The 24,387-nt window shown below is 56.5% G+C and carries 23 protein-coding genes and 1 other annotated feature; of the genes, 6 read left to right on the forward strand and 17 right to left on the reverse strand.

Annotated features, from left to right (window positions below):
• Positions 1–75: 75 nt before the first annotated feature.
• The 3 genes from ybaL to mmuM all read left to right on the forward strand — a co-directional run bounded on the left by ybaL (position 76) and on the right by mmuM (position 4,202).
• Positions 76–1,752: a YbaL family putative K(+) efflux transporter gene (ybaL, locus tag RTP97_RS03805; RefSeq protein WP_312411078.1), complete on the forward strand. Its 1,677-nt coding sequence runs from the start codon at positions 76–78 to the stop codon at positions 1,750–1,752.
• A gap of 106 nt (positions 1,753–1,858) precedes the next feature.
• Positions 1,859–3,259 carry an S-methylmethionine permease gene (gene mmuP / locus RTP97_RS03810; protein ID WP_312411081.1) on the forward strand — a complete coding sequence of 467 codons (1,401 nt, stop codon included), beginning with the start codon at positions 1,859–1,861 and terminating at the stop codon, positions 3,257–3,259.
• Positions 3,246–4,202 (forward strand): homocysteine S-methyltransferase, encoded by a 957-nt coding sequence (gene mmuM / locus RTP97_RS03815; protein WP_312411083.1) that lies wholly within the window; start codon positions 3,246–3,248, stop codon positions 4,200–4,202. The genes mmuP and mmuM overlap by 14 nt, the downstream gene beginning before the upstream one ends.
• A 55-nt stretch (positions 4,203–4,257) precedes the next feature.
• Here mmuM and RTP97_RS03820 read toward each other — a convergent pair whose 3' ends face one another.
• From RTP97_RS03820 to RTP97_RS03830, 3 genes are all read right to left on the reverse strand, one after another.
• Positions 4,258–5,115: a manganese catalase family protein gene (locus RTP97_RS03820; RefSeq protein ID WP_312411085.1), complete on the reverse strand. Its 858-nt coding sequence runs from the start codon at positions 5,113–5,115 to the stop codon at positions 4,258–4,260.
• Between the two features lie 245 nt (positions 5,116–5,360).
• Positions 5,361–5,930: a DUF4142 domain-containing protein gene (locus RTP97_RS03825; RefSeq protein WP_312411088.1), complete on the reverse strand. Its 570-nt coding sequence runs from the start codon at positions 5,928–5,930 to the stop codon at positions 5,361–5,363.
• A 104-nt stretch (positions 5,931–6,034) separates the two neighbouring features.
• A complete protein-coding gene (locus tag RTP97_RS03830; protein WP_312411090.1) occupies positions 6,035–6,925 on the reverse strand; it encodes an alpha/beta hydrolase in 891 nt (296 codons plus the stop codon).
• 388 nt (positions 6,926–7,313) lie between these two features.
• On the opposite strand from RTP97_RS03830, the gene RTP97_RS03835 reads away from it, so the two are divergent.
• Positions 7,314–7,595 carry a biofilm development regulator YmgB/AriR family protein gene (locus RTP97_RS03835; protein WP_312411092.1) on the forward strand — a complete coding sequence of 94 codons (282 nt, stop codon included), beginning with the start codon at positions 7,314–7,316 and terminating at the stop codon, positions 7,593–7,595.
• Between the two features lie 42 nt (positions 7,596–7,637).
• On the opposite strand, the gene RTP97_RS03840 is transcribed toward RTP97_RS03835, so the two are convergent.
• The 13 genes from RTP97_RS03840 to RTP97_RS03900 all read right to left on the reverse strand — a co-directional run bounded on the left by RTP97_RS03840 (position 7,638) and on the right by RTP97_RS03900 (position 20,272).
• Positions 7,638–8,669, reverse strand: a complete 1,032-nt coding sequence (locus RTP97_RS03840) for a methionine synthase (protein ID WP_312211243.1) — start codon at positions 8,667–8,669, stop codon at positions 7,638–7,640.
• A 27-nt stretch (positions 8,670–8,696) separates the two neighbouring features.
• Positions 8,697–9,680: a DUF1852 domain-containing protein gene (locus tag RTP97_RS03845; RefSeq protein ID WP_312411094.1), complete on the reverse strand. Its 984-nt coding sequence runs from the start codon at positions 9,678–9,680 to the stop codon at positions 8,697–8,699.
• 130 nt (positions 9,681–9,810) lie between these two features.
• Positions 9,811–10,140, reverse strand: coding sequence for a multidrug/spermidine efflux SMR transporter subunit MdtI (mdtI, locus tag RTP97_RS03850; RefSeq protein WP_312411097.1), 330 nt, complete (start codon positions 10,138–10,140; stop codon positions 9,811–9,813).
• Positions 10,127–10,477 carry a multidrug/spermidine efflux SMR transporter subunit MdtJ gene (gene mdtJ / locus RTP97_RS03855; protein WP_312411100.1) on the reverse strand — a complete coding sequence of 117 codons (351 nt, stop codon included), beginning with the start codon at positions 10,475–10,477 and terminating at the stop codon, positions 10,127–10,129. Before mdtJ ends, mdtI begins: the two co-directional genes overlap by 14 nt.
• Before the next feature lie 391 nt (positions 10,478–10,868).
• Positions 10,869–12,173 carry an inosine/guanosine kinase gene (locus RTP97_RS03860; RefSeq protein WP_312411103.1) on the reverse strand — a complete coding sequence of 435 codons (1,305 nt, stop codon included), beginning with the start codon at positions 12,171–12,173 and terminating at the stop codon, positions 10,869–10,871.
• 64 nt (positions 12,174–12,237) lie between these two features.
• Complete coding sequence (gene hemH / locus RTP97_RS03865; protein ID WP_312411106.1) at positions 12,238–13,200, reverse strand: ferrochelatase; 963 nt, start codon at positions 13,198–13,200, stop codon at positions 12,238–12,240.
• Between the two features lie 148 nt (positions 13,201–13,348).
• Positions 13,349–13,993, reverse strand: coding sequence for an adenylate kinase (adk, locus tag RTP97_RS03870; RefSeq protein ID WP_312411109.1), 645 nt, complete (start codon positions 13,991–13,993; stop codon positions 13,349–13,351).
• Positions 13,994–14,193: 200 nt separating this feature from the next.
• Positions 14,194–16,068, reverse strand: a complete 1,875-nt coding sequence (gene htpG / locus RTP97_RS03875) for a molecular chaperone HtpG (RefSeq protein ID WP_312411111.1) — start codon at positions 16,066–16,068, stop codon at positions 14,194–14,196.
• Positions 16,069–16,165: 97 nt separating this feature from the next.
• Entirely contained in the window at positions 16,166–16,774 is a 609-nt protein-coding gene (recR, locus tag RTP97_RS03880) for a recombination mediator RecR (protein ID WP_042391660.1), read from the reverse strand.
• Positions 16,774–17,106: a YbaB/EbfC family nucleoid-associated protein gene (locus RTP97_RS03885; RefSeq protein ID WP_042391656.1), complete on the reverse strand. Its 333-nt coding sequence runs from the start codon at positions 17,104–17,106 to the stop codon at positions 16,774–16,776. The genes recR and RTP97_RS03885 overlap by 1 nt, the downstream gene beginning before the upstream one ends.
• 53 nt (positions 17,107–17,159) lie before the next feature.
• On the reverse strand, positions 17,160–19,088 hold the full coding sequence (gene dnaX, locus RTP97_RS03890; protein WP_312411115.1) for a DNA polymerase III subunit gamma/tau: 1,929 nt from the start codon (positions 19,086–19,088) through the stop codon (positions 17,160–17,162).
• Positions 17,763–17,827: a sequence feature (DnaX frameshifting element), on the reverse strand. (Overlaps the previous gene by 65 nt.)
• Positions 19,089–19,182: 94 nt before the next feature.
• Positions 19,183–19,734 (reverse strand): adenine phosphoribosyltransferase, encoded by a 552-nt coding sequence (gene apt / locus RTP97_RS03895; RefSeq protein WP_312411117.1) that lies wholly within the window; start codon positions 19,732–19,734, stop codon positions 19,183–19,185.
• Positions 19,735–19,882: 148 nt separating this feature from the next.
• Positions 19,883–20,272, reverse strand: a complete 390-nt coding sequence (locus RTP97_RS03900; protein ID WP_312411118.1) for a DUF454 family protein — start codon at positions 20,270–20,272, stop codon at positions 19,883–19,885.
• 66 nt (positions 20,273–20,338) lie between these two features.
• On the opposite strand from RTP97_RS03900, the gene priC reads away from it, so the two are divergent.
• Both priC and rsmS read left to right on the forward strand, forming a co-directional pair.
• Entirely contained in the window at positions 20,339–20,866 is a 528-nt protein-coding gene (gene priC, locus RTP97_RS03905; protein ID WP_312411119.1) for a primosomal replication protein N'', read from the forward strand.
• An 18-nt stretch (positions 20,867–20,884) separates the two neighbouring features.
• The gene (rsmS, locus tag RTP97_RS03910) at positions 20,885–21,043 is read left to right on the forward strand and encodes a pleiotropic regulatory protein RsmS (protein WP_312211225.1); all 159 of its coding nucleotides are present in this window, start codon (positions 20,885–20,887) and stop codon (positions 21,041–21,043) included.
• A 7-nt stretch (positions 21,044–21,050) separates the two neighbouring features.
• Here the strand turns inward: rsmS and mscK are convergent, their stop codons facing one another.
• Positions 21,051–24,353, reverse strand: coding sequence for a mechanosensitive channel MscK (gene mscK, locus RTP97_RS03915; protein WP_409455921.1), 3,303 nt, complete (start codon positions 24,351–24,353; stop codon positions 21,051–21,053).
• Positions 24,354–24,387: the final 34 nt, after the last annotated feature.

A 24,387-nucleotide genomic window follows, 5' to 3' on the forward strand; every position in this document is an offset into this window, starting at 1 on the left:
AAATTGTCATAGACTGTAACTCGGGCTTCTGGTTTTTTAGCCAGAAATGGATCCACTACCGCGAAAGGAGACGGAATGCATCACGCCACACCGCTTATCACCACCATTGTTGGCGGCCTTGTGCTCGCCTTTATCCTCGGCATGATTGCCAATAAGCTGCGCATCTCTCCGCTGGTGGGTTACCTGTTAGCGGGCGTGCTCTCCGGACCTTTTACCCCAGGCTTTGTCGCCGATACCAAGCTGGCTCCTGAGCTGGCTGAGCTGGGGGTGATCCTGCTGATGTTTGGCGTGGGTCTCCACTTTTCGCTGAAGGATTTGATGGCGGTAAAGTCCATCGCCATTCCCGGTGCTATCGCACAGATTGCTGTCGCGACGCTGCTGGGTATGGCGCTCTCCGCCGTGATGGACTGGTCGCTAATGACCGGTATTGTCTTTGGACTCTGTCTCTCTACCGCCAGTACCGTGGTGCTGCTGCGCGCCCTTGAGGAGCGACAGCTTATCGACAGCCAGCGTGGGCAGATCGCCATTGGCTGGCTGATTGTAGAAGATCTGGTGATGGTGTTAACGCTGGTCCTGCTGCCTGCCGTCGCCGGCATGATTGAAAAAGGTAACGTTGGGCTGGCGACGCTGTCGCTGGATATGGGGATCACCATTGGCAAGGTGGTGGCGTTTATCGCCATCATGATGCTGGTCGGCCGTCGTCTTGTCCCGTGGATCATGGCCCGCAGCGCGGCTACCGGTTCGCGGGAGCTGTTTACCCTCTCGGTGCTGGCCCTCGCGCTGGGCATCGCCTTTGGTGCGGTCGAGCTGTTTGACGTCTCCTTTGCCCTCGGCGCGTTCTTTGCCGGTATGGTGCTGAACGAGTCCGAGCTGAGCCACCGTGCCGCGCACGACACCCTGCCCCTGCGCGACGCCTTTGCAGTTCTCTTCTTTGTCTCCGTCGGGATGCTGTTCGACCCGAAAATTTTGATCGATGAGCCGCTGGCCGTCGCCGGGACGCTGGCGATCATTATCTTTGGGAAATCCATTGCCGCCTTCTTCCTGGTTCGCATGTTCGGCCACTCGCCGCGCACCGCGTTAACCATCGCCGCTAGCCTGGCGCAGATTGGTGAGTTCGCCTTCATTCTGGCGGGCCTCGGTATGGCGCTGGATCTGCTGCCGCAGACCGGACAGAACCTGGTTCTGGCGGGTGCGATCCTCTCGATTATGCTTAACCCAATCCTCTTTGCCCTGCTGGAGAAGTACCTCGACAAGACCGAAACCCTGGAAGAGCAGACGCTGGAAGAGGTTACCGAAGATGAGAAACAGATCCCGGTGGATATCTGCAACCATGCTCTGCTGGTGGGTTTTGGCCGCGTAGGCAGCCTGCTGGGCGAGAAGCTGATGGCGCAGGGTATTCCGCTGGTGGTGATCGAAACGTCGCGTACCCGGGTGGACGAGCTGCGTGAGCGCGGTATCCGCGCGGTGCTGGGCAACGCGGCCAACGAAGAGATCATGAACCTTGCGCACCTCGACTGCGCCCGCTGGCTGCTGCTCACCATCCCCAACGGTTACGAGGCTGGTGAAGTAGTGGCTACCGCTCGCCAGAAGTGCCCGAACATTGAGATCATTGCCCGGGCGCACTATGACGACGAGGTGGATTACATCACCGAACGCGGCGCAAACCAGGTGGTGATGGGCGAACGTGAGATTGCCAACACCATGCTGACGCTGATTGAGAAGCGCCCGGTTGAAGAGGCGGTCACCGGATAAATTGTTGCCCCAGCAGGGCATGCACTGCTGCTGGCATTTTGTTAACAATCAGGGTATAAAACTCCTTCAAACGGACATTTAGACATCCATACGTTTAGAAGGTGATATGCACACGCAGCAAGAGAATGGGCAGCTAAAGCGCACCATGAAAACCCGCCATTTGATTATGCTTTCATTGGGCGGCGTGATTGGCACAGGGTTATTTTTTAATACGGGATACATCATCTCTACGACAGGCGCAGCGGGAACGCTGCTGGCTTATCTGATTGGAGCGCTGGTTGTCTGGCTGGTGATGCAGTGCCTTGGTGAGCTTTCCGTGGCGATGCCGGTAACAGGTGCTTTTCATGTCTATGCGGCGCGCTATATTGGCCCAGCAACGGGATATACCGTGGCATGGCTCTACTGGCTCACCTGGACCGTTGCGTTGGGGTCCAGCTTTACCGCCGCCGGGTTCTGCATGCAGTACTGGTTCCCGCATATTCCCGTCTGGATATGGAGCGCCCTGTTTTGTGTCGTGATTTTTTCTCTTAACGCGATTTCAACGCGCTTTTTTGCCGAGGGCGAGTTTTGGTTTTCACTGGTTAAAGTCGTGACCATCATCGTTTTCATCATCTTAGGCTGCGGGGCGATTTTTGGTTTTATCGCGATGAAAGACGGTTCACCTGCGCCGGGGCTATCCAACCTCACCAGTGAAGGCTGGTTCCCACACGGCGGCTTGCCCATTTTGATGACGATGGTAGCAGTCAATTTTGCATTTTCTGGCACTGAGCTTATCGGTATTGCGGCAGGCGAAACGGAAAATCCACACCACGCTATCCCGGTCGCGATCCGTACCACCATTGCCCGGCTGATTATATTCTTTATCGGCACCGTTTTTGTCCTGGCGGCACTTATTCCGATGCAGGTGGCAGGCGTCGAGAAGAGTCCGTTTGTGCTGGTCTTTGAGAAAATAGGCATTCCCTATGCGGCGGATATTTTTAACTTCGTCATTCTTACCGCAATTCTCTCAGCGGCGAACTCCGGACTCTATGCATCGGGACGCATGCTGTGGTCGCTGTCCAATGAAAAAACGCTGCCGAGCTGTTTTGCCCGCGTCAATAAGAACGGCGTGCCGCTGGTCGCGCTTTCTGTCTCAATGCTTGGCGGTCTGCTGGCGCTTTTATCGAGCGTAGTCGCGCCCGATACCGTGTTCGTTGCCCTTAGCGCCATCTCTGGTTTCGCCGTTGTCGCCGTATGGCTCAGTATCTGCGCGGCACACTTTATCTTTCGTCGCCGTCATCTACAGTTGGGCAAGCCGTTGACCGATCTAAAATACAGAGCGCCCTGGTATCCGCTGGTCCCCGTCCTGGGGTTCGTGCTGTGTCTGCTGGCCTGCGTTGGGCTTGCATTCGACCCGGATCAGCGCATTGCGCTTTACTGCGGAGTGCCTTTTGTTGCCCTTTGCTACGCGACCTATTTTCTCACCCACAGAACAGAATCGAAGGAGGCTGACTATGCCGCAGATTAATCCTCTTACCGCGCTGCTTGAAAGCCACTCCTTTATTGTCCTTGATGGCGCTCTGGCCACCGAGCTGGAGGCGCGCGGATGCAACCTTGCCGATAATCTCTGGTCCGCCAAAGTATTGATGGAAAATCCACAGCTCATTCGCGACGTACATCTGGATTACTTCCGTGCGGGCGCGCAGGCAGCGATTACTGCCAGTTACCAGGCCACGCCTGCTGGCTTTGCTGCTCGCGGGCTGACCGAGTCGCAATCGAGAGCGCTTATTGCGCACAGTGTGGCGCTGGCGAAAGAGGCGCGTGAAATTTATCAGGCAGAAAATGCCAGCGCGGGCCCGCTGCTTGTGGCTGGCTCCGTTGGGCCATACGGCGCGTATCTGGCCGATGGCTCTGAGTATCGCGGTGACTACGTCCATAGCGCTGAAGAGTTTCAGGCGTTTCACCGTCCGCGGATAGAAGCGTTGCTCAATGCGGGCGCAGATCTGCTGGCCTGTGAAACCTTACCCTCGTTTGCAGAGATAGAGGCATTAGCCGATCTGCTGTTGGACTATCCGCAGGCGCAGGCGTGGTTCTCATTTACCTTACGTGACGAGAGACACTTGAGTGACGGCACCCCTCTCGTCGAGGTAGTGGAGACGCTGGCAAAATATCCGCAAATCGTTGCGCTGGGGATTAACTGTATTGCGCTGGAGAAAACGACCGCAGCGCTAAAACATCTGCACAGCCTGACGGCGCTGCCTCTGGTTGTCTACCCTAACTCCGGGGAAACCTACGACGCGACAACGAAGGAGTGGCATACGCACGGCGATTCATGCGGCTCCTTAGTGGGATATTTACCACAGTGGTTAGAGGCCGGTGCGCGGCTTATCGGCGGATGCTGCCGGACTACCCCAAAAGATATCGCCGCGCTGAGTGTGCAGCGTCCGGCGGCAGAGGCGGTCACGGGATAAGCTCTTGCCCCGGCAGGCGCTGTCCCGCCGGGGCTTTCTTTTAGCGGGAGTGCGTTTACACCGATCCACTCACCGGTGGAACCGTGCCATCGATCTGCTCTTTCTGCGCACCTGAGCCCGGACGGGCAGCACCCAGCGCGGGCTCGCCACCCAGGATGTCCGGCTGCTCTTTAGCCGTAAACTGTCCGCGTCCATCGTAAGCCGGACCTTCGCTCCAGCGCCCTTTCGGCAGCGGCTTGTCGAGAGAGGTATTCAGGCAGTAATAGGCGTGCTCCTGTGCCTCATTTTCCTGCGGGAAGCTGTTGGGGATTGGCAGGGAAGCATTCAGCCCACCCATATCTTCAATCACCGCCAGCCACTGCTGCTGGTGCATGGTGTCACGAGCGATAAGAAACGAAAGAAAATCTTTCATGCCCTTATCTTCAGTCAGATTGTACAGGCGAGTAGCCAGCACGCGCCCGGTGGCCTCGGCGGTGACGTTTGCCAGCATGTCGGCAGCAACGTTACCGGATGCGTAAACATGACTCATATCAAAGGGTACGCCGTTAGCATTGACCGGCAGCGCGGCTAAGCCGGAGGAGAGGATATGACGGGGATTCATGCCGCCCAGAATGGCGTTAACTACCGGGTCTTTTGCTGACGCCTCCTGATAGGAGAGCGGCGCGCCCTCAAGGTTCAGGGCAACGGCATACCCTAGCATTTCGATATGGCTAAGCTCTTCTGTGGCGGTAGAAATGAGCAGATCCCGAATTCGGGCATCGCCTCTGGCCCCCATCGCCTGGAAAAAGTATTGCATCGCTACGCGGATCTCTCCCTCTACGCCACCAATCGCCTGTTGCAGCAGCATGGCAAATTCCGGATCTGCTTTTTCAACGCGTACGGGGAACTGCATTTTGGATGAGTGATGAAACATGACTTTCTCCTGGTAGATTTAGACATCTTTTGGAGTAAGAAGCCTGGTTGAAGAAGCCAGATAAAGAAAGCGTAACGAGAAGCATTTACAATCAATATGGCAGCGGTGTACTGAACAATGTGTACGCACTTCCTGGATAGCCGTTTGACATCACATCAATGCAAACAGAGCGGGGTCTCGCGCCCCACTCTGTTATGCAGACCAGATGTTCACTTTTGCACCAGAACATCTGCCTATCGAACATCCTATTTATTTATCTGCTGGGCAGATTTCAGGTGCTGCTCAACGACCGGCGTATGCGCGTCGGCCAGAGCCTTCACATCCGCATCCTTGATCATACTGGCGTCACTTTTCAGCTTCGCTAGCACCATCTCGTGGTCTTTGGTGCCGGCGTTTTCCATATACATTTTGTCAAACGCGTCGCCGCTCTGCTTTTCCAGTTGGGCAGCCATCGTCTTGTGCATGGCGTCTGGCTCAGTTGGCAGCGTCACGCCTTTTTGCTGGGCGGTGGTCTGTACTTTGGTCAGCGCAGCGCCGTGATCGTCGACCATCTTCTGAGCGAATGCTTTAACTTCGCTGCTTTGGGCCTTGGTCAGCGCGATCTTAGCCGCAGCGATTTCGTTGATATTGGCCTGCGCCATGTCCTTCAAGGCTTTTTCGTCGCCAGCGCTAAGCTTAGTATTCGATGCGGTCTGGCCTGTGGCGTCACTCTGCATGGTGCTGGTCTGCGTCTGGGCTTGCACGCCGACAGAGATGAACATAGCTGCTACTGCTGATACGGCTAGCAGCTTTTTCAAGGTTTGACTCTTTTGCATTTTGTTCTCCTGATGGTCATGGGTAAGGTTGGCGACAGGTAATTAACCGTGCGCAACCTCGTATGTAGGTTACAGCCTCAATGGTCAGTATAGTGGATGATCGATTAGCGACAGCGGTTTACGCTATGATCCTCAACGGAGGACAGCAGGAAATGCCGGAGTTCGGCGGCAACGTCTTCTGGAGCCTCTTCGGCCATATGGTGGCCGCTGCTTATTGCTTTGCCCCGAACATCTTTTGCCCAGCTTTTCCAGATACCAACGATGTCGCCATATATCTCTTCCAGATCATCATATTTCGACCATAAGCAGAGCGTCGGACATGTAATCATGCGTCCGTGCTGACGGTCCTCAAGCTCATGCTCCTTATCTATGGATAAACCCGCCCGGTAGTCTTCGAGCATCCCATGTACCGTTTCGGGATCGTGTATGGCTCGCCTGAACTCAACGTACTCTTCATCACCCATTGCTTTCGGCTGCCCTCCATACCATTTGTCCGGATCGGCCAGAATTGCCCGCTCGGGTTTTTCTGGTTGTGCAAAGAAAAACCAGTGATACCACTGCCTGGCAAATTTCTCGTTACATCGGTTGAGTGCTTCAAGTATGGGGATGCAGTCCAGTACGGCAAGGCGAGTAATTCGTTGCGGGTAATCAAGAGCGGCCCGGTAGGCTGTGTAACTTCCTCTGTCGTGTCCAACCAGGGAAAACTGTTCGAAACCCAGCTGGCTCATCAACTCAACGCAATCTTTTGCCTTCGCTCTCTTAGAAGACCCCGCATGGTCAGGCTGGTCGACAGGTTTGGATGAGCGGCCAAAACCACGCAAATCAGGGCATATGACGGTAAATGATTTAGCAAGCTCCGGAGCCACTTTTGACCAGGTTGCGTGGGTTCGGGGATGCCCGTGCAGCAGCAAAACGGGAGGCCCATTTCCGCCATAGCGCACATTAAGCTCTGCTTCTGAAACGCGTATTGTTGTATGCGTAAATCCCTCAAACATAGGTTTCCCCCGCCTGTTGTTTAATACAAATATAGCGGTGGTGCGTCAGAGCGACGCTGGCCTCGCATCGAAAGCATCGATTTTAAACAATATGTAAAGAGTTAACTGCGGGTCAGGAAAGATGTTAGGATAGATATGTCTGGTGATCGTCCAGGCCACATCCTCTAGCAGGTTTGATGCCCCTGAATCGATGCGGGTGCACCTCATCTCCAATGAGCTGATTAAGCAGCTCTCACATGTTTTCATCTAGCCAAATGCGGCGCGCTCGATAGCGCTAGTGTGCGATAGTTCGCAAGGATTTCTCACGGCATTGGCGGCACAGATATCAAATATAAGCAGCGTTATTCGAGGACGAATGGCCCGCTTGCCAATGCAGTTAAGGCACGCCATGAATAAAATAACCCATGAAAATTCAGGGGATACAATCACTTGTCAAATTCTGGTTGAAGCAGAACATAGCGCCGCAGCGATTGTTTTACAGCCAGAGTATGCCAGTCCGGAAGAGGCGATCGGAGCCATATCAGCAGAGTTGCTTAAGTCTGGTAAGAGTCTGACATTTAAAGAAATTCAGCTGGTGCTGATTGTCAGAATGAAGCTCTCATCTGGAGAGGTACAGCAGAGTATTTTGCGTGAGGCGTTGATGCTGGTAACGAATAAGTCATTATTTTAACCCTGGTCGCCTTGACCAGGGCGTTTTTACTTGGTGATGAAATTATTTAGCCAGCAGTTCTCTGCGAACAATCTCTGCACCCGCGCTTAAGGCGTTGAGCTTGCCTCTGGCCACCCGGCGAGACAGCGGGGTCATGCCGCAGTTGGTGCAGGGATAGAGCTTGTCGGCATCGACAAACTGAAGTGCTTTCCGCAGCGTATCGGCGACCTCTTCCGGTGTTTCAATGGTATTGGTTGCCACATCAATCGCCCCAATCATCACTTTCTTACCGCGAATCAACTCAATGAGATCCATCGGCACGTGAGAGTTTTGACACTCCAGGGAGACGATATCGATGTTAGATTTTTGCAGCTTGGGGAAGATCTCTTCATATTGACGCCACTCGGAGCCCAGCGTCTTTTTCCAGTCGGTATTGGCTTTGATGCCGTAACCATAGCAGATATGCACGGCGGTTTCGCACTGGAGTCCTTCAATAGCTCTTTCTAATGCAGCAATGCCCCAGTCATTGACCTCATCAAAAAAGACATTAAATGCGGGCTCATCAAACTGAATGATATCAACCCCGGCAGCTTCCAGCTCTTTCGCTTCCTGGTTAAGAATTTTGGCAAATTCCCAGGCCAGTTTTTCACGGCTTTTGTAGTGGCCATCGTACAGCGTATCGATCATCGTCATCGGCCCCGGCAAGGCCCATTTAATCGGTCGATCGGTTTGCTGACGCAAGAATTTGGCATCCTCTACAAACACCGGCTTTTGGCGGCTTACCTCACCCACTACGGACGGTACGCTGGCATCATAACGATTGCGGATTTTAACGATCTCACGTTTCTCAAAATCAACGCCGCTAAGGTGCTCAATAAAGGTCGTGACGAAGTGCTGTCGAGTTTGTTCGCCGTCGCTGACGATATCAATCCCCGCCTGCTCTTGCTCTTGTAGTCCCAACCGCAGCGCATCCTGCTTGCCCTCGATCAGCTCGTCACCCTGTAATTTCCAGGGGGACCACAGGGTCTCAGGTTGGGCAAGCCAGGCCGGTTTAGGCAAGCTGCCCGCGGTAGACGTCGGTAATAATTTTTTCATAGCAGGTGACCTTATATTTTTAGTTAATCAAAGAGCGGGATGAGCAGACCATTGCTCAAGCAGGATTTGGTAAGGTTTGATAAAGTGCTCTTCGGTAAACCGTCCTTGCTCAATCGCTAACCTGCTGCGCTCTTCTCGATCGTAAACAATTTGCGTTAACGAGTAGTCCCGGTAGTTCAGGCTGGGCTGATAGATATGTCCTGCCGCTGAGTTAGCGTTATAGATCTCCGGCCGGTAGATCTTCTGGAATGTCTCCATCGTACTGATGGTGCTGATAAGCTCCAGATCGCTGTAGTCACGCAGCAGATCGCCTGCAAAATAGAACGCCAACGGCGCAACGCTGCCCTGCGGCATAAAAAAGCGTACCTGCAGCCCCATTTTGGCAAAATAGCGATCGGTCAGGGAGGCGCTGTCCTGCTGATACTCAATGCCCAGTACAGGATGCTGATTGCCCGTCCGCTGATAGACGTTTTTACTCGATACGCTTAAGCAGATCACCGGCGCTTTTTTGAAGTTCTCTTTATAGCAGTCTGACTCAACAAACCGCTTAAATATGTTGCCGTGCAGATCGCCAAAGTTATCCGGGGTGCTAAATCCTGCGCCGTTTTTGTTATGCTCGGACAGCAGGACGCTAAAGTCATAGTCACGCACGTAAGAGGAGAAGTTATTGCCTACGATCCCCTCAATGCGCATATCCGTTTTACGATCGACAATAGTGGTTTTCAACACCTCAATTACGGGGAAAATAGTGCGCTTGCCTTCAACCGCAATATTCATTTCAGCGGAGATGATGTCCAACTCAACCGCGTAGCGATCGCTTCTGGGGTTGTCCCAGTGCGCCAGCGCGTTGAACCGATTGTCGATCATCGTTAAGGCATTGCGCAAATTATCCTGGCGTTTCTCACCTCTCGCTAAATTAGCAAAGTTGGTGGTGATGCGCGTGCTCTCCGAGGGATTATAATTCTCGTCGAAGCGAAGGCTCTTCACGTTAAATGTAATCGCATTATTCATCGTAATCTGCATGATCTATTGTTAATAACATGATCACTTTATGCCTGAGTCACTGCGTGAGTAAAAGTGATTTAATTTCATTCAACATGAAGAACTTTCACGATCGTCATAGGGGCCTGCGCATTTTTCATCAGGCCAGCTTGATGAGCACCACGCCTGCGGTTAGCAACGTTACACCCAGCCAGCCAATTCGGTTTAGCCGCTGACCAAACAGCACCCAACCCGCTGCCACGGTAGCGACCAGGCCAAAACTGCCCCATAGCGCATAGGCTACGGAGAGATCGATACCTTTTACCGCCTGCGACAGGGCACTAAACGCGGCCAGTACGGCGACAAGGGACACTACGCCGTGCAGAGGTCGGCGAAAGCCATTGGAGTATTTAAGGGCGATGTTGGCAACGATCTCTAAACCAATCGCCAGCGCCAGCCAGGCAATATGCACCATATTAAACGTAGTCATGCTGCTGCTCCTTACGTGCCAGCGTGCCGGATTTGATCAGCGCAACACCTGTGACCAGGGTGACTAAGCCCACGACTTTCATCGCCGATAGGGTTTCATCAAACAGCATCACGCTAAACAGCGTAATCAATAAAATACCCAGCCCTTCCCAGATGGCATAGGCGACGCCGAGGGCAATGCGTTTAACGGCAAACGACAGGAAAATATATGACAGTGCAATCATGACCAGCATAAAAATAAATCCTGCCTTGTCATCGTTGACGCTGGCCCATTTCATTGACAGCGTGCCAATTATTTCAGCCACGATGGCCAGGGCTAATAAAATCCAGTAGCGCATGATTTCTCTCCTTAATGAGAAATAGATATCCGCCACGCAAAATAAGCGTGTTGGCAGAGTGAAATTAAATTGTGAGTAAAGGAGAGAACGGATCTATAGCGTAGAGCGCCAGTGCTGGTCGCAGATCGAACAGTGGGATACGGTGTGAAGGCAGGAGCGAATAATAATCATGGGTGCGAACATCTTGTTCATAATTTTACAACTTATCCACGTTGTTGCTTTTCCTCAGTGTGGATGAAAAATTGTCCTCAGTAGTTAAACACGGCCCTATTCTGGCATAACCCCACTCTGTTTATCGGGATTTTTTCATTTCTTTACGCTGCCGCTAAATAAGATCCGTGCCTTTAACAGAGACATTCTAGCCCGCCGTCGGCGGGCTATTTATTAACGATTAGCGCTCCCAGTAGGCCTCTTCCAGGCTATCTTCCCGCTCCGGCAGGCCGCGCGTCAGGCGCGGCGAGTGCTGGTTCAGTACCTGGTAGCTGACGCGGTTAGCGTATTTACACACCTGAGCCAGCGACGAGTAGGTCAGCCAGGCATAGTTGTGCTTGCTGGAGTTCGGTACGTTGCTGCGGTGGAAGTTATTAGCCGTGATATCGTGCAGCAGCGCGGCCAGTGCGCCATCGCCCGCGCCGTTGGTATTCATGATCTTCTCCGGCCCACCCATGTACGGCGCAATGTGGGAGAAGATACGCAGCGGCTGTTCACAGTCCTGGTGACGCATCGCCCGGCTAAACTCGTACTGGTTAAACTCGGCGATGGCCCCCGGCAGCAGCGGATGCTGGGTCTTACGCTTCGCCGACTCCTCGGTAAAGCCTGCCATGTACAGCCCCACCGGACCGGCGGTGCAGAGTACAAGGTCAACCCAGTCCAGCGCCTTATCGCAGGCCAGCAGCGGATCGCTCAGCCCGGTCAGCGCCTCGGCCTCCTCCTCGTTCATCGCCAAAATTGAGACGTTCTCTTTGAGGAAGTCGCGCCACCACTCTGGATTATCGGCAATCACGTACTTGGTGCCGAGGGTCAGCACCACCGGTACGTTGTGCTTTTTGGCGTACTCTACCGCCTTCATGGTCGCCTCACGCATCGGCTCACCGGGCTTGCAGCGTACCAGATAGGAGGAGAGCACCAGCGCGGAGGCCCCGGCGATCACCGACTCGGGAATGCTCTCCGGACGCAGCTGGTTCATATAGCCAGGGCTGATAGCAAAGGTGCGCTCCCCCGCCTCGCCGATCAGCGTAAAGCAGCGGCCAATCGGCCCGTCAACGCCCTGCAGGTAGTTAAGGTCGGTCCGGCTGGAGGTGTTGCAGAGGTAACGATAGGCGTAGCCGCCGATCTCCACGTTGCTGCACATGACGCCCAGCAGCACCGAGCGGTCATCCGCCAGCACAGAGTAGTTGTGCATGGTGTTACCGATGGTGCCACCGGCAAACTGGTGGGTGATGAGATTGTCGCGGACCAGCTCTTTATAGAGCGCGTCGGCAGCCTCGTCGCTGATGATCAGCGAGTGCCCGGCGCTGAGGGCATAGCGCTCGATAAACGCATCGTCCACCTTCGCTTCAATATCCACCAGCGTCTGATCGATACCGACCACCCAGGAGGCGCTGGCATCGCTCTCCGGTTGGATCTGCTGCAGAAGCGGATCGCGGGCGTTAACAGGGAAATAGTGTTTGGATTTGCGTTTACCGGGAAATTTCATGCGCGTTTATTATGAATAACCAATTGGGCCGGGAATGGTAGCACACTCCCGGCACCGGGCGCGATTAGCGGTAGGGGGCCGTCAGGTCCAGCATCATGTCGATATGATCGGCAGAATCATTAAGCGCCGGAATATATTCATATTTCTCCCCGCCCGCTTCGAGGAAAAATTCCCGGTTCTGCACCGCAATCTCCTCCAGCGTCTCCAGACAGTCGGAAGAGAAGCCCGGACAGATGACCTGAATATGCTTCACGCCCTTCTCGCCGAGCATCTTCAGCGTTTCGTCGGTATAGGGCGTCAGCCACGGCTCGCGGCCAAAGCGCGACTGGAAGGTCATCATCACCTTCTCCGGCGGCACGCCGAGGGCCGAAACCAGCTCGCGAGTGGTATCGCGGCAGCGCTGAGGATAAACGTCACCCTCTTCGGCGTAGCGCTGAGGAATGCCGTGATAGGAGAGCAGGAGCAGATCCGGCTCGCCGTGGCGGGCAAAGGAGGCCCGCACGCTGTTAGCCAGCGCGTCGATGTACGACCGGTTGTCGGCATAGTCACGGATCAATGAGATACCGGGAATGCTGCGCTTGCGTTGCAGAATACGTCCCAGCTCGTCCCAGACGGCGGCCACGGTCGAGCAGGAGTACTGCGGATAGAGCGGCAGAACCACAATGTGCTCTACGTCCTGAGAGATCAGCTCATCTACCGCACTCTCCAGCGAGGGCGAGCCGTAGCTCATCCCCAGCGCCACCGGCACGTCAGCCAGCCGGGCAGCCAGCGCCTGCTGCTGTCGACGGCTATAAACCATCAGCGGCGACCCCTCCTCCATCCACACGGATTGATAGAGCTTCGCCACGCGCGGAGAACGAATCGGTAGGATCACGCCGCGCAGCAGCGGCCACCACAGCAGGCGTGGGGTATCCACTACGCGTCGATCGCTGAGAAACTGGCGAAGATAGCGTTTGACCGCTGCGGGGGTGGGAGCATCGGGTGTACCCAGATTCGCCAGCAGGATGCCGGTTTTAGCGTGACTCATTCGCGCCTCGTATTCATTTAAGCTTAAGAAATTAACTGAGAGAATTGTAACTGAAACGGGCGTAAACGAAACCCATTGCTGCGAAAGGGAAAAGCTTGGGGGGAAATGGGGAAGAACATCCCCGGCGCAGGCACCGGGGATAAGCGTTTTAACCGAGGATCTTTTCCAGCTCGGCGCGAACGGCGCTGACGGCCTGGGTGCCATCAACCTTCGCGTATTTGGTGTTGCCGGCTTCGGCTTCTTTCTGGTAGTAGCCGATCAGCGGCGCGGTCAGCTGATGGTACTCCACCAGACGCTTACGCACGGTCTCTTCCTGATCGTCTTTACGGGTGCTCAGCTCTTCGCCAGTCACGTCGTCTTTACCTTCTACCTTCGGCGGATTGTATTTAATGTGGTAAACGCGGCCAGAGGCAGCGTGAACGCGGCGGCCTACGATGCGATCGACAATCAGCTCATCCGGTACGTCGAACTCCAGCACATAGTCAACGTTGATACCGGCTTCCTTCATTGCATCAGCCTGAGGAATGGTGCGCGGGAAACCGTCCAGCAGGAAACCGTTGCGGCAATCTTCCTGGGCGATACGCTCTTTCACCAGCGCGATAACCAGCTCGTCAGTCACCAGCTTGCCAGCATCCATGATGTCTTTAGCCTGTTTGCCCAGCTCGCTGCCAGATTTAACCGCGGCGCGCAGCATGTCACCGGTGGAGATCTGCGGAATACCGTATTTCTCCATGATGAACTGAGCCTGAGTGCCTTTACCTGCGCCCGGAGCGCCGAGCAAAATGATACGCATTGCGTAATTCCTCTACGTTTAAATTTTTATACCCAGATAATTAATGACAGGTATACAACGTTGTTTGAAGCGAAAACCATACCACTAAAGTCAGTATCACCACAAGGAAGCGAGGCTTATGCAGGCGGGTTCGGCGGGAAGTTGAGCAGCTGAATCGTTCCCTCCTACCAGGGGGTAAGAGGGAACGGAGCGGAGAGAGGTTAAGAAACCAGCAGCTGGTTCATGCGACGGATAAACTGGTTAGGATCCTCCAGCGTGCCGCGCTCGGCAAACAGGGCCTGATCCAGCAGCAGTTCGATCCATGCTTTGAACTGCGCTTCGTCCTGGATATCGGCGGTGCGCTTCACCAGAACGTGGTCTGGATTAAGTTCAAAGATGTACTTCACTTCCGGTACGGCCTGGCCCGCAGCGGCAAACAGCTTCGCCATCTGGGTGCTCATCTCATCGTTGTCGGTGGTGACGATCGCCGGCGTATCGGTCAGACGGTGGGTAAAGCGTACCTCTTTCACACGATCGCCCAGCAGGGTTTTCACGCGCTCAACGAACGGCTCAAGGGCTTTTTCGGCCTCTTTCGCGCTTTCGTCTACCTCGTCGTTGAGTTTATCCAGCGACTCATCGGCTTTCGCCACCGACTGGAAGGATTTGCCGTCGAATTCGGTGAGATAGCTCATCATCCACTCATCGATGCGATCGGAGAGCAGCAGCACTTCGATACCTTTCTTACGCAGCAGCTCCAGGTGCGGGCTGCTCTTCGCAGCGGCGTAGCTGTCGGCAGTGATGTAGTAGATCTTCTCCTGGCCCTCTTTCATGCGGGAGACGTAGTCCGCCAGCGCCACCGTCTGCTCAGAGGAGTCGGTATGGGTCGAGGCAAAGCGCAGCAGTTTGGCAATCGCCTCCTGGTTCGCACTGTCCTCCGCCGGGCCCTCTTTCAGCGCCAGGCCGAACTGTTTCCAGAAGCCCTGATACTTCTCGGCGTCATCTTTAGCCAGCTTCTCAAGCATCTGCAGGGCACGTTTGGTGAGGGCGCTACGCAGGTTGCGGGTGACGGAGCTGTCCTGCAGGATCTCACGGGAGACGTTCAACGGCAGATCGTTGGAGTCGATCAGGCCGCGCACGAAACGCAGGTAGTTCGGCATGAACTGCTCGGCCTCGTCCATGATGAAGACGCGCTGTACGTAGAGCTTCAGGCCGTGCTTGTGATCGCGGTTCCACATATCCCACGGTGCCTGCGCCGGAATGTAGAGCAGGCTGGTGTACTCCTGCTTGCCCTCTACGCGATTGTGGCTCCAGGCCAGCGGATCGGTGAAGTCGTGGGCAATATGCTTGTAGAACTCTTTGTATTCGTCGTCGCTGATTTCGGACTTGCTGCGGGTCCAGAGCGCTTGGGCCTTGTTGATCTTCTCCCAGCTGATGACGGTTTCGCCATCCTGCTCATCGTGCTTCTCGATCTCTACCGGCAGCGCGATATGGTCGGAGTATTTGCTAATGATCGAGCGCACGCGCCAGTCGTTGAGGAAGTCATCTTCGCCTTCACGCAGGTGCAGAGTAATTTCGGTCCCGCGATCCTCTTTGGTGATATCGGCAACGGTGTAGTCGCCCTCGCCTGCGGATTCCCAGAACACGCCGTTCTCTGCGCTCTCGCCCGCTGCGCGGGTGCGCACGGTCACTTTATCAGCAACGATAAACGCCGAGTAGAAGCCGACGCCGAACTGGCCGATCAGCTGGCTGTCTTTTGCCTGGTCGGAGCCCATCGACTGAAGAAATGCTTTGGTGCCGGATTTAGCAATCGTACCCAGATGGTCAATCACTTCGTCGCGGTTCATACCAATACCGTTGTCGGCAATGGTCAGGGTACGCTTCTCTTTATCAAAGGAGACGCGCACGCGTAGCTCACCGTCACCCTCGTACAGCTCGGGTTTTGACAACGCACGGAAACGCAGCTTGTCTGCCGCATCCGAGGCGTTAGAGATAAGCTCACGCAGGAAGATCTCTTTGTTGGAGTAGAGAGAATGGATCATCAGATGCAGAAGCTGTTTTACTTCTGACTGGAAGCCGCGTGTTTCTTGTCCTTTCATCGAAAAAATACCTCAACAATGCCATTTGGTGTTGAGGGGAAGATGGGGATATGGCGGAAGGATTTCAAGCGGGGGCAGAAAAATGCCCCCGTTTTTTTCACGAAATGCGGATCTTGTGGCGTCCGGCCAGCGAGTGGGAGAGCGTCGTGCCGTCGACCATCTCCAGCTCGCCGCCCACCGGCACGCCGTGAGCGATACGGCTGGCATCAACGCCATACTGCCCGCACAGCTCGGCGATATAGTTGGCGGTCGCCTCCCCTTCCACCGTGGGATTGGTGGCGAGGATCACCTCTTTCAACTGCTCACGCTCCAGCCGCTGCTCCAGTCGGTCGAGACCGATATCGTTCGGGCCGATGCCGTCGAGGGGTGACAGGTGCCCCATCAGCACGAAGTAGCGGCCGGAGAACTGCCCGGTCTGCTCAATGGCGTAGATGTCCGCCGGACTCTCCACCACGCAGATCTGGCCGTTCTCCTGGCGACGCGGGTTCGAGCAGATGTTACACACCTCCTGCTCGGTGAAGGTACGGCAGTCGGCACAGTGGCCAATCTCCGACATCGCCCGCGTCAGGGCCTGGGCAAGGCGCATCCCGCCGCTGCGATCGCGCTGCAGGAGCGTAAAGGCCATGCGCTGCGCCGATTTTGGGCCAACGCCCGGCAGGCAGCGCAGGGCTTCCATAAGCTGCGTCAGCAGCGGACTGGTCTGCATTAGAACGGCATCTTAAAGCCCGGCGGCAGCTGCATACCGGAGGAGACGCCTGCCATCTTCTCTTTCTGGGTCTCTTCAATACGACGCGCCGCATCGTTGAAGGCCGCAGCAACAAGATCTTCCAGCATATCTTTGTCGTCTTCCAGCAGGCTTGGGTCGATCTCCACGCGACGGCAGTTGTGCGCGCCGTTGATGGTGACCTTCACCAGACCGGCACCGGATTCACCGGTCACTTCCAGCTTCGCAATCTCTTCCTGCATCTGCTGCATCTTCTCTTGCATCTGCTGGGCCTGTTTCATCAGGTTACCCAGACCGCCTTTACCACCAAACATAGGCTTCTCTCTTCATTCACGTTAAAAATGACAATCGTAAGTCAAACTCACGATCAAATAGGGCGAATGCTCTCTTCGTCCAGATCCGCATCGAAGAATCGTTGCAGGGTCTGGATGTTGCTATCCGCAATAATCGACTCGCGCGCCTGCGCAAGCATCTCTTCGTAAATCGCCTGACGCCACTCCAGCGGAGTGCGCATCGCGGGATTATCATCTTCAATGATAGACACTTCAACCGCTGAACCGTACAGGGCGTTAAGTGCCTCACCTAAAACTTTTAGCGTACCGGGGGAGTTAAGGTGCCGCTGGGTAGTGCGCAGGTGCAGGCAGATCCGGCTCCCCTCCTGCTCTCTCCACGCGTTAAGCGCTACCTGTTCAACCAGTTTAGGCAAACTGAGCCGACTCACCTCTGCCGCCCACGGATCGCGGGTGATGGCCTCTTCGGCCAGCTTTTGCGCCAGCTCCGGCGTCCGCTCATGCTCAAGGGCTCTCTTCAGCGCCTTCGGCGTGGCGACAACCTCCTTCACCTCTTCAGTGACCAGGGTGGTCTTCCAGCGGTAGGCCTCTTTTTTTACCGGCGCTTGCTGCTGGGCGGCGGCGGCCGGACGCGCCTGGACGCGCTCGGTAACCGATGCCAGCCGCTCAAGCGCAGCGTTATTCACCGGCCGCGTGCGGGTTGCCGCTGCCGGTTCACTCTTTTTTGCTTTGGTCGCTCCCTGGGCACGCTGCAGCTGACTGCGGGCGGCCAGCACCTGGCTGGTGGTGTCCGACAGCGGCGCATCGCTACGCGGCGGCGCGGGGGGCGGAGATGGCGGCACCTGCTCCGGGGTCAGCACCGCCGTGGGTGCCACAGGAGAGAAGTCCTGGGTCGGCACGCTCGGCTCCGGCAGCGGCATACGCGGATGGAACGCCAGGGCACGCAGCAGGGTCATCTCAATACCCATCCGCCTGTCAGGTGCAAACGGCAGCTCTTTGCGGCCAATCAGCATGGTCTGGTAATAGAGCTGGACGTCGCCCGGCGGCACGGTGCGCGCCAGCTCGCGCAGGCGCTGCTCAATAGCCGCCATATCGCTGCCGAGCGCGGAGGGCGAGAGCTGAACCATGGCAATGCGGTGCAGCAGGGTCTGCATCTCAACCAGCAGCGCCTCCCACTCCACGCCACGGGCAGCGGCCTCGTTGACCAGCGCCATTACGCGCTCGCCGTTGGCCTCCACCAGCGCCTCAATCAGCGACAGCGCCTGATCGTCATCCAGCGTGCCGAGCATCTGGCTCACCGCCTGAGTGGTAAGCTGGCCGTCGCCGCTGGCAATCGCCTGATCGGTCAGGCTGAGGGCGTCACGCAGGCTGCCGTCGGCGGCGCGTGCCAGCAGCTGCAACGCGCGCGGCTCGTGATGGATCTTCTCTTCGTCGAGAATATGCTCAAGCTGCTGGCGGATCTGCTCCACGTCCAGCGCCTTGAGATGAAATTGTAAGCAGCGGGAGAGGATGGTCACCGGCAGCTTCTGCGGATCGGTAGTCGCCAGCAGGAACTTCACGTGCGCTGGCGGCTCTTCGAGCGTCTTCAGCAGGGCGTTGAAGCTGTGGCGCGACAGCATATGCACTTCGTCTATCAGGTAGACTTTGAAGCGGCCACGGGCCGGCGCGTACTGGACGTTATCCAGCAGGTCGCGGGTATCCTCAACTTTGGTACGCGAGGCGGCGTCGATCTCAATCAGATCGACAAAGCGCCCCTGCTCGATTTCGCGACAGTTGTCGCACACGCCGCACGGCGTTGCGGTGATGCCGGTCTCGCAGTTCAGCCCCTTCGCCAGCAAACGGGCAATAGAGGTCTTTCCGACGCCGCGGGTGCCGGAAAAGAGATACGCATGATGAATGCGTCCTAACGATAAGCCGTTCGCCAGTGCAGTCAGCACATGCTCCTGACCGACGACGTCAGCAAAAGTTTGTGGTCGCCACTTACGGGCTAAGACCTGATAACTCATGGGCAGGCTCTGGAACGCTGGAAGGTGGATATACGAGGGGCAATGCTACCACAGCCTCGCCCTAACAGCGAGACTGTGTACTGACGGATGGTAATCAGTGGCCCGGGAACGGGACCAGGCTGTAGCAGGTGATACCCTGCTTCGCGAGACGCTCTTCGCCACCGATATCAAACAGGTTGATAATAAAGGCTGCGTCGGTCACTTCACCACCCAGGCGGCGGATCAGCTTAACGGTGGCTTCAATGGTGCCGCCGGTCGCCAGCAGATCGTCCACCACCAGCACTTTATCGCCCGGCTTGATAGCATCGACGTGGATCTCTAACTGGTCGGTGCCGTACTCCAGCTCATAGCTCTCGGCGATGGTTTCACGCGGCAGCTTACGCGGCTTACGCACCGGCACAAAGCCGACGCCCATCGCCAGGGCGACCGGCGCGCCAAACAGGAAGCCACGGGCTTCGGTACCGACCACTTTGGTAATGCCTGCGTCTTTGAAACGCGCGACCAGCAGTTCAATGCTAAGAGCATACGCTTTCGGATCTTCCAGCAAACTGGTGACATCCCGGAACAGGATCCCCGGTTTCGGATAGTCCTGAATGCTTTTAATGCTGTCTTTTAAATACTCAAGCTGCTGCGCAGTTGCTGTCATGGATTTTTGCCTGCTAGAAACGGTCATACTCACTGCACGCTTTGCGGGTCATGTAACTATTGTTTAACATTTAACCAAACGTGCCCGTGCTCGAAAACGGTCGAATGTACTGGCAGAACGGGACAAATGCAATAAGCTTGAGTGCGCTTCACTGCTTTTGTTGCTTTTCATCAACAACCTCATCAACTACCGGAATGCGCCACATAAATATTAGCAGGCAGGCGAGGATCGCCAGCAGCAGAAAACGTACCCACATCAGCTTGACCAGCCATAATGAGATCGCGAACGTCAATAAGATAACCGCGATAGCCCGAGGTTTTGCGCCGCGGGGCATGGCACGATACTGCTGCCAGTGGCGCAGATAGCTACCAAACCAGGAGCGATAGAGCAACCAGGCGTGAAATCGCGGTGAGGAGCGAGCAAAGCACCAGGCGGCTAACAGAATAAAGGGCGTTGTAGGCAATACCGGCAGCACCACGCCGAGCGTGCCGAGCGCAACCGCCAGCCAGCCGGTGATAATTAACAGAGTACGTTGCATAATGGGATCGTTATCGGGCTTTTTGGCTAATGTAACATAGCCCCGATGAATACAGGGGAAAGATTGTTGAAAACGGTTTTGCTTTTAGATTCGCTGGAGAAACAGCTCGCCTCCCTGCGCGAGCGGGCCGCGCCGCTGGCCCACCACGCCACCGTTAGCGCACGCTTTGACCGCCATCTGTTCCAGACCCGCAGCACATTAATGCGAGCCTGCCTGGACGAGGCCGACCATAATCTGGCTGCGCTGCGCCACGCGGTTAATGCCGGGCAGCTGCCGCAGGTGGCCTGGCTGGCGGAGCATCTCTCGTCGCAGCTCGCTGCCCTTACCCGAGAAACGGCCACATGGTCGCTACGGCAGTGGGACAGCGCCTCGCCGGCAGTGACCAAATGGCAGCGCCAGCGGCTACAGCACCAGCAGTATGAGCGTCGCCTGCAGGAGATGAAACAGGCCCGCGAGCTGCTGCTCGCCAGAGCCACCGGTTTTGAGGAGCAGCAAAATTTACAGCGAGAAGTGGTGGCGCTGGAGGGTAGGCTGGCCCGCTGTCGCCATGCGCTGGCGCGAATTGAGAACGTACTGGCCCGGTTAACGCGCTAGGGAATAACAGGAGTTACTATGTCGCTGGAAAATGCGCCGGAAGAGGTCAAGCTGGCGGTAGATCTGATTATGCTGCTGGAGGAGCACGCTATCGCGCCGGAAACAGTGCTGAAGGCGCTGGAGATAGTAAAGCGGGACTTTGAGAAAAAAGTCCCGCTTCAGGATAGACGTTCTTAGAGCCGCATCAGGCGATGGAAGGTGTTGGATCGTCGCCGTTCAGGTCGCGCTTCACCTCGGTCAGCTCCTCACCCTTCGCATTGCGCAGGTGCACTTCCAGCTGGTTAAACGCAATGTCGATGCCGTTCTCGCGGCACAGACGATCGATGGTGCGGTTCAGTTCATCCACGGTGTAGCTGCGATCCCGCAGCTCGCGCACGTAGAGGCGCAGCTCGTGATCCAGGGTGCTCGGGCCAAAGGTCGTAAAGAAGACCGCCGGTTCCGGATCGTGCATCACCTTCGGATGATCCATCGCCGCCTTCAACAGCACCTCCTTCACCTTATCGAGATCGGAGCCGTAGGCCACCCCGAGCCGTACCACCACGCGGGTGATAGTATCGGAGAGCGACCAGTTGATCAGGCGCTCGGTTACGAAGGCCTTGTTCGGAATGATCACCTCTTTGCGGTCAAAATCGGTAATGGTCGTGGCACGGATGCGGATCTTGTTGACCGTTCCGGAGAAGGTGCCGATCGTCACCGTATCGCCGATGCGTACCGGGCGTTCGAACAGGATAATGATACCGGCAACAAAGTTACCGAAAATCTCCTGCAAGCCGAAACCGAGACCGACCGACAGCGCAGCCGCCAGCCACTGAAGTTTATCCCACGATACACCCAGCGAACCGAATACCGTCATCGCCCCGGCGGCGATAATCACATAGTTGAGAATAGTGGTGATGGCATAGGAGGCCCCCTGGCGCATCTTCAGGCGCGAGAGCACCAGCACCTCCAGCAGACCCGGCAGGTTGCGGATCAGCGCCCAGGCCACCATCGCCGCGATGATGGCAAACAGCAGGCTACCCATGGTGACGCTTTTCACCACGCTGGCCCCCGCTTCCATGCCGTTGTAGTGCCAGAGCGTAATGCTGTCGAGGTAGGCAAACACAGTGATCAAATCGGACCAGATTGCCCAGAAGACGACACCAAACAGCGCCACCATCACCAGCATGGTAATACGCAGCGTCTGCTGGTTGACCTGCTCAAGAGCGATGGTCGGCTCCTCCTGCGGCTCCGCGCCTTCAGCCCCCTCTTTCACCAGGTTCTGCCGACGGGCCAGCGCACGGCGGTAGGCGATGCGACGCGCCGCCACGCTAAGCCCGCGCAGCACCGTCTGGTAGAGCAAGTTCCAGATAATCACCAGATAGACGGTCTCGATCCAGCGGCCAGAGAGGCGCAGCGTGGTGTAGAAGTACCCGGTCGCCGTCAGCACCATCAGCGCCAGCGGCACGATGGAGAGCACGGTAACGGTCAGCAGGCGCAGAGCATGTGACTCCTTATCGCGCCAGCTATCGCGGCACATCGGCCACATCAGAATGCTAATTACCAGCAGGTTGAGGAAAATCACAATCTGCCCGGTGACGTCGTCCATCAGATGCAGCGGCGACAGCTCGGAGACCACCGACCAGAAGTGCAGCGGCAGCAATGCCAGGCTGACGCGCACGATCTGCCGACGCCAGTGGCTGGTCAGCTCCGCAGGCATAGAGAAGTGGGTCACCGCGACGCCGTTTTTCTCCAGCACCTTCCAGCACAGGCCGAACACCAGCCAGAAGAGCGCCAGCTTTTTACTGAAGGCCCACAGCAGCTCGCTAATGTTAAGCTGCATGGTAAGCAGGACCAAACCTGCCGCGAGGATCAGCAGGCAGACCGGCAGCGCGCGGATCAGGTCGATGAGGATCGCCTTCGGCGTATGGCCCTGGCTGTCGTTACGCAGCTGGCCCACCTCGTCCGCCAGCCGGGCCTGGTACTGCTTCAGCCAGCGCAGACGCCAGCGAATCAGGCCCGCGATCAGCAGCAGCGGCAGCCCGGCCAGAAACGCAATCGCCACCGCAGGCCAGGCTTTCTCCCAGTTCACGGTGATCTTCATGGTGCGGAACTGCTCTTTAACCGCCTGCGGGAAGGCTTTCACCCACTCCCAGTCCATCGGCTTGTTGCTGTTTACCCAGAAGATCTGCTGGGTCAGCACCTCTTGCAGGCTTTTAGAGACGCTCATCAGCTGCTGCTGGTTAACCTGCAGGTTAATCGCCATCATCAGCTGGTTGCCGAGCTGCTTGTTGAGCTGATCGAGCAGCTCACGGCGCATATCGACCACCTGCAGCAGCGCATCGTGCACCTCACCGTTCACCTCGCTCTCGTGCCCCTCCTCCAGCTTGCCGACGAAGGCGTCGCTCTGGAACAGGGCATCGCGCTGCTGGTTGATCTCAAACTGTTCAAGACGCAGGTCGGCGATGCGGTTAGTCATATCCGCCAGCTCGTCGGCGGAGGGCAGCGTCTGCTGCTGCTGGTAGAGAATGCGCGACAGCAGCAGGCTCCCCTTCAGCACCGAGATCTGCTCTTTGATATTGCGCTCGGACTGCAGGGCGCGATCGAGCCAGTTTTTAACTTTAATATTCTGCTGTACCAGCGCGTTGCCGTTTTCCGTGGCGTCAATCAGCCGCTGGCTGAGCTGGTGGTTGAGATCCAGCTCCTGTTTCACCAGCGGATTGGCCTGGATACGCGCGGTCTCATCCGGCGTAACTGCCTCCTGGGCCGTTTTTTCGGTCAGCGTGAGGCGTTTGCTGTTGACCGCCTCCTGCAAGAGCTGAAGCTGATGCTCCAGACGGTTGCTGTTGGCCGTCACGTAGTCGCGCTGCTTCTGCAGGGTATCCTGCAGGGTGGTGTTGCCTTCAAGGCTTTTACGCAGCTGGTCAATCTCGGCATTCAGCAGCGCCTGCTGGGCCAGCAGCAGCGTCTGCTGGGTCGGACGCAAGGCCCCCTCCCCTGCTCCAGTGCCGTTCAGGCGGTTACGGATCTGCTGCAGCTGCTGCGAGGCGGTGTACATGGCATTCTGCACCCGCTCCGGCTGGGTTTGCAGCGCCACCAGCTGGCTGTTATAGGTCGCCAGATCGTTCTGCGCGGTCTGGAGATCGTCCAACAGCTGCGAGACGCGCGACTCCAGCTGGCGCAGCGACAGCGTTGCCAGCGTTTTGCGCGTTTCGTCATCGTTGTCTTTATCGCTCAGCGCATTTAGCCCGTCCGTCGCCTCGCGCATCTTATCCGGCGCCTGAGCAACCTTCTGACGAAGCTGGGTGGTCTCCTGCTTGACCCGCTCGAGCTTGTCGAGGGTGTCCAGCGTTTGTGTCAGATCGTCAATGACGAGCTTATCCTGTGGGGTATGATCTTTTTGCTTATTTAGCGCATCAAGCTGGCTTTGCACCTCTGCCCGGCCGGGCAGATCGGTACTGGCACGGGCCTGCGAAGCCGTCGAAAACAGGCTTGCGACAAGCACCAGCATCAGAGCAAAAGCAGATAGCGGATTTTGCGAGCGT

This window comes from Pseudescherichia sp. (assembly GCF_031998825.1).
Lineage (GTDB): Bacteria > Pseudomonadota > Gammaproteobacteria > Enterobacterales > Enterobacteriaceae > Pseudescherichia.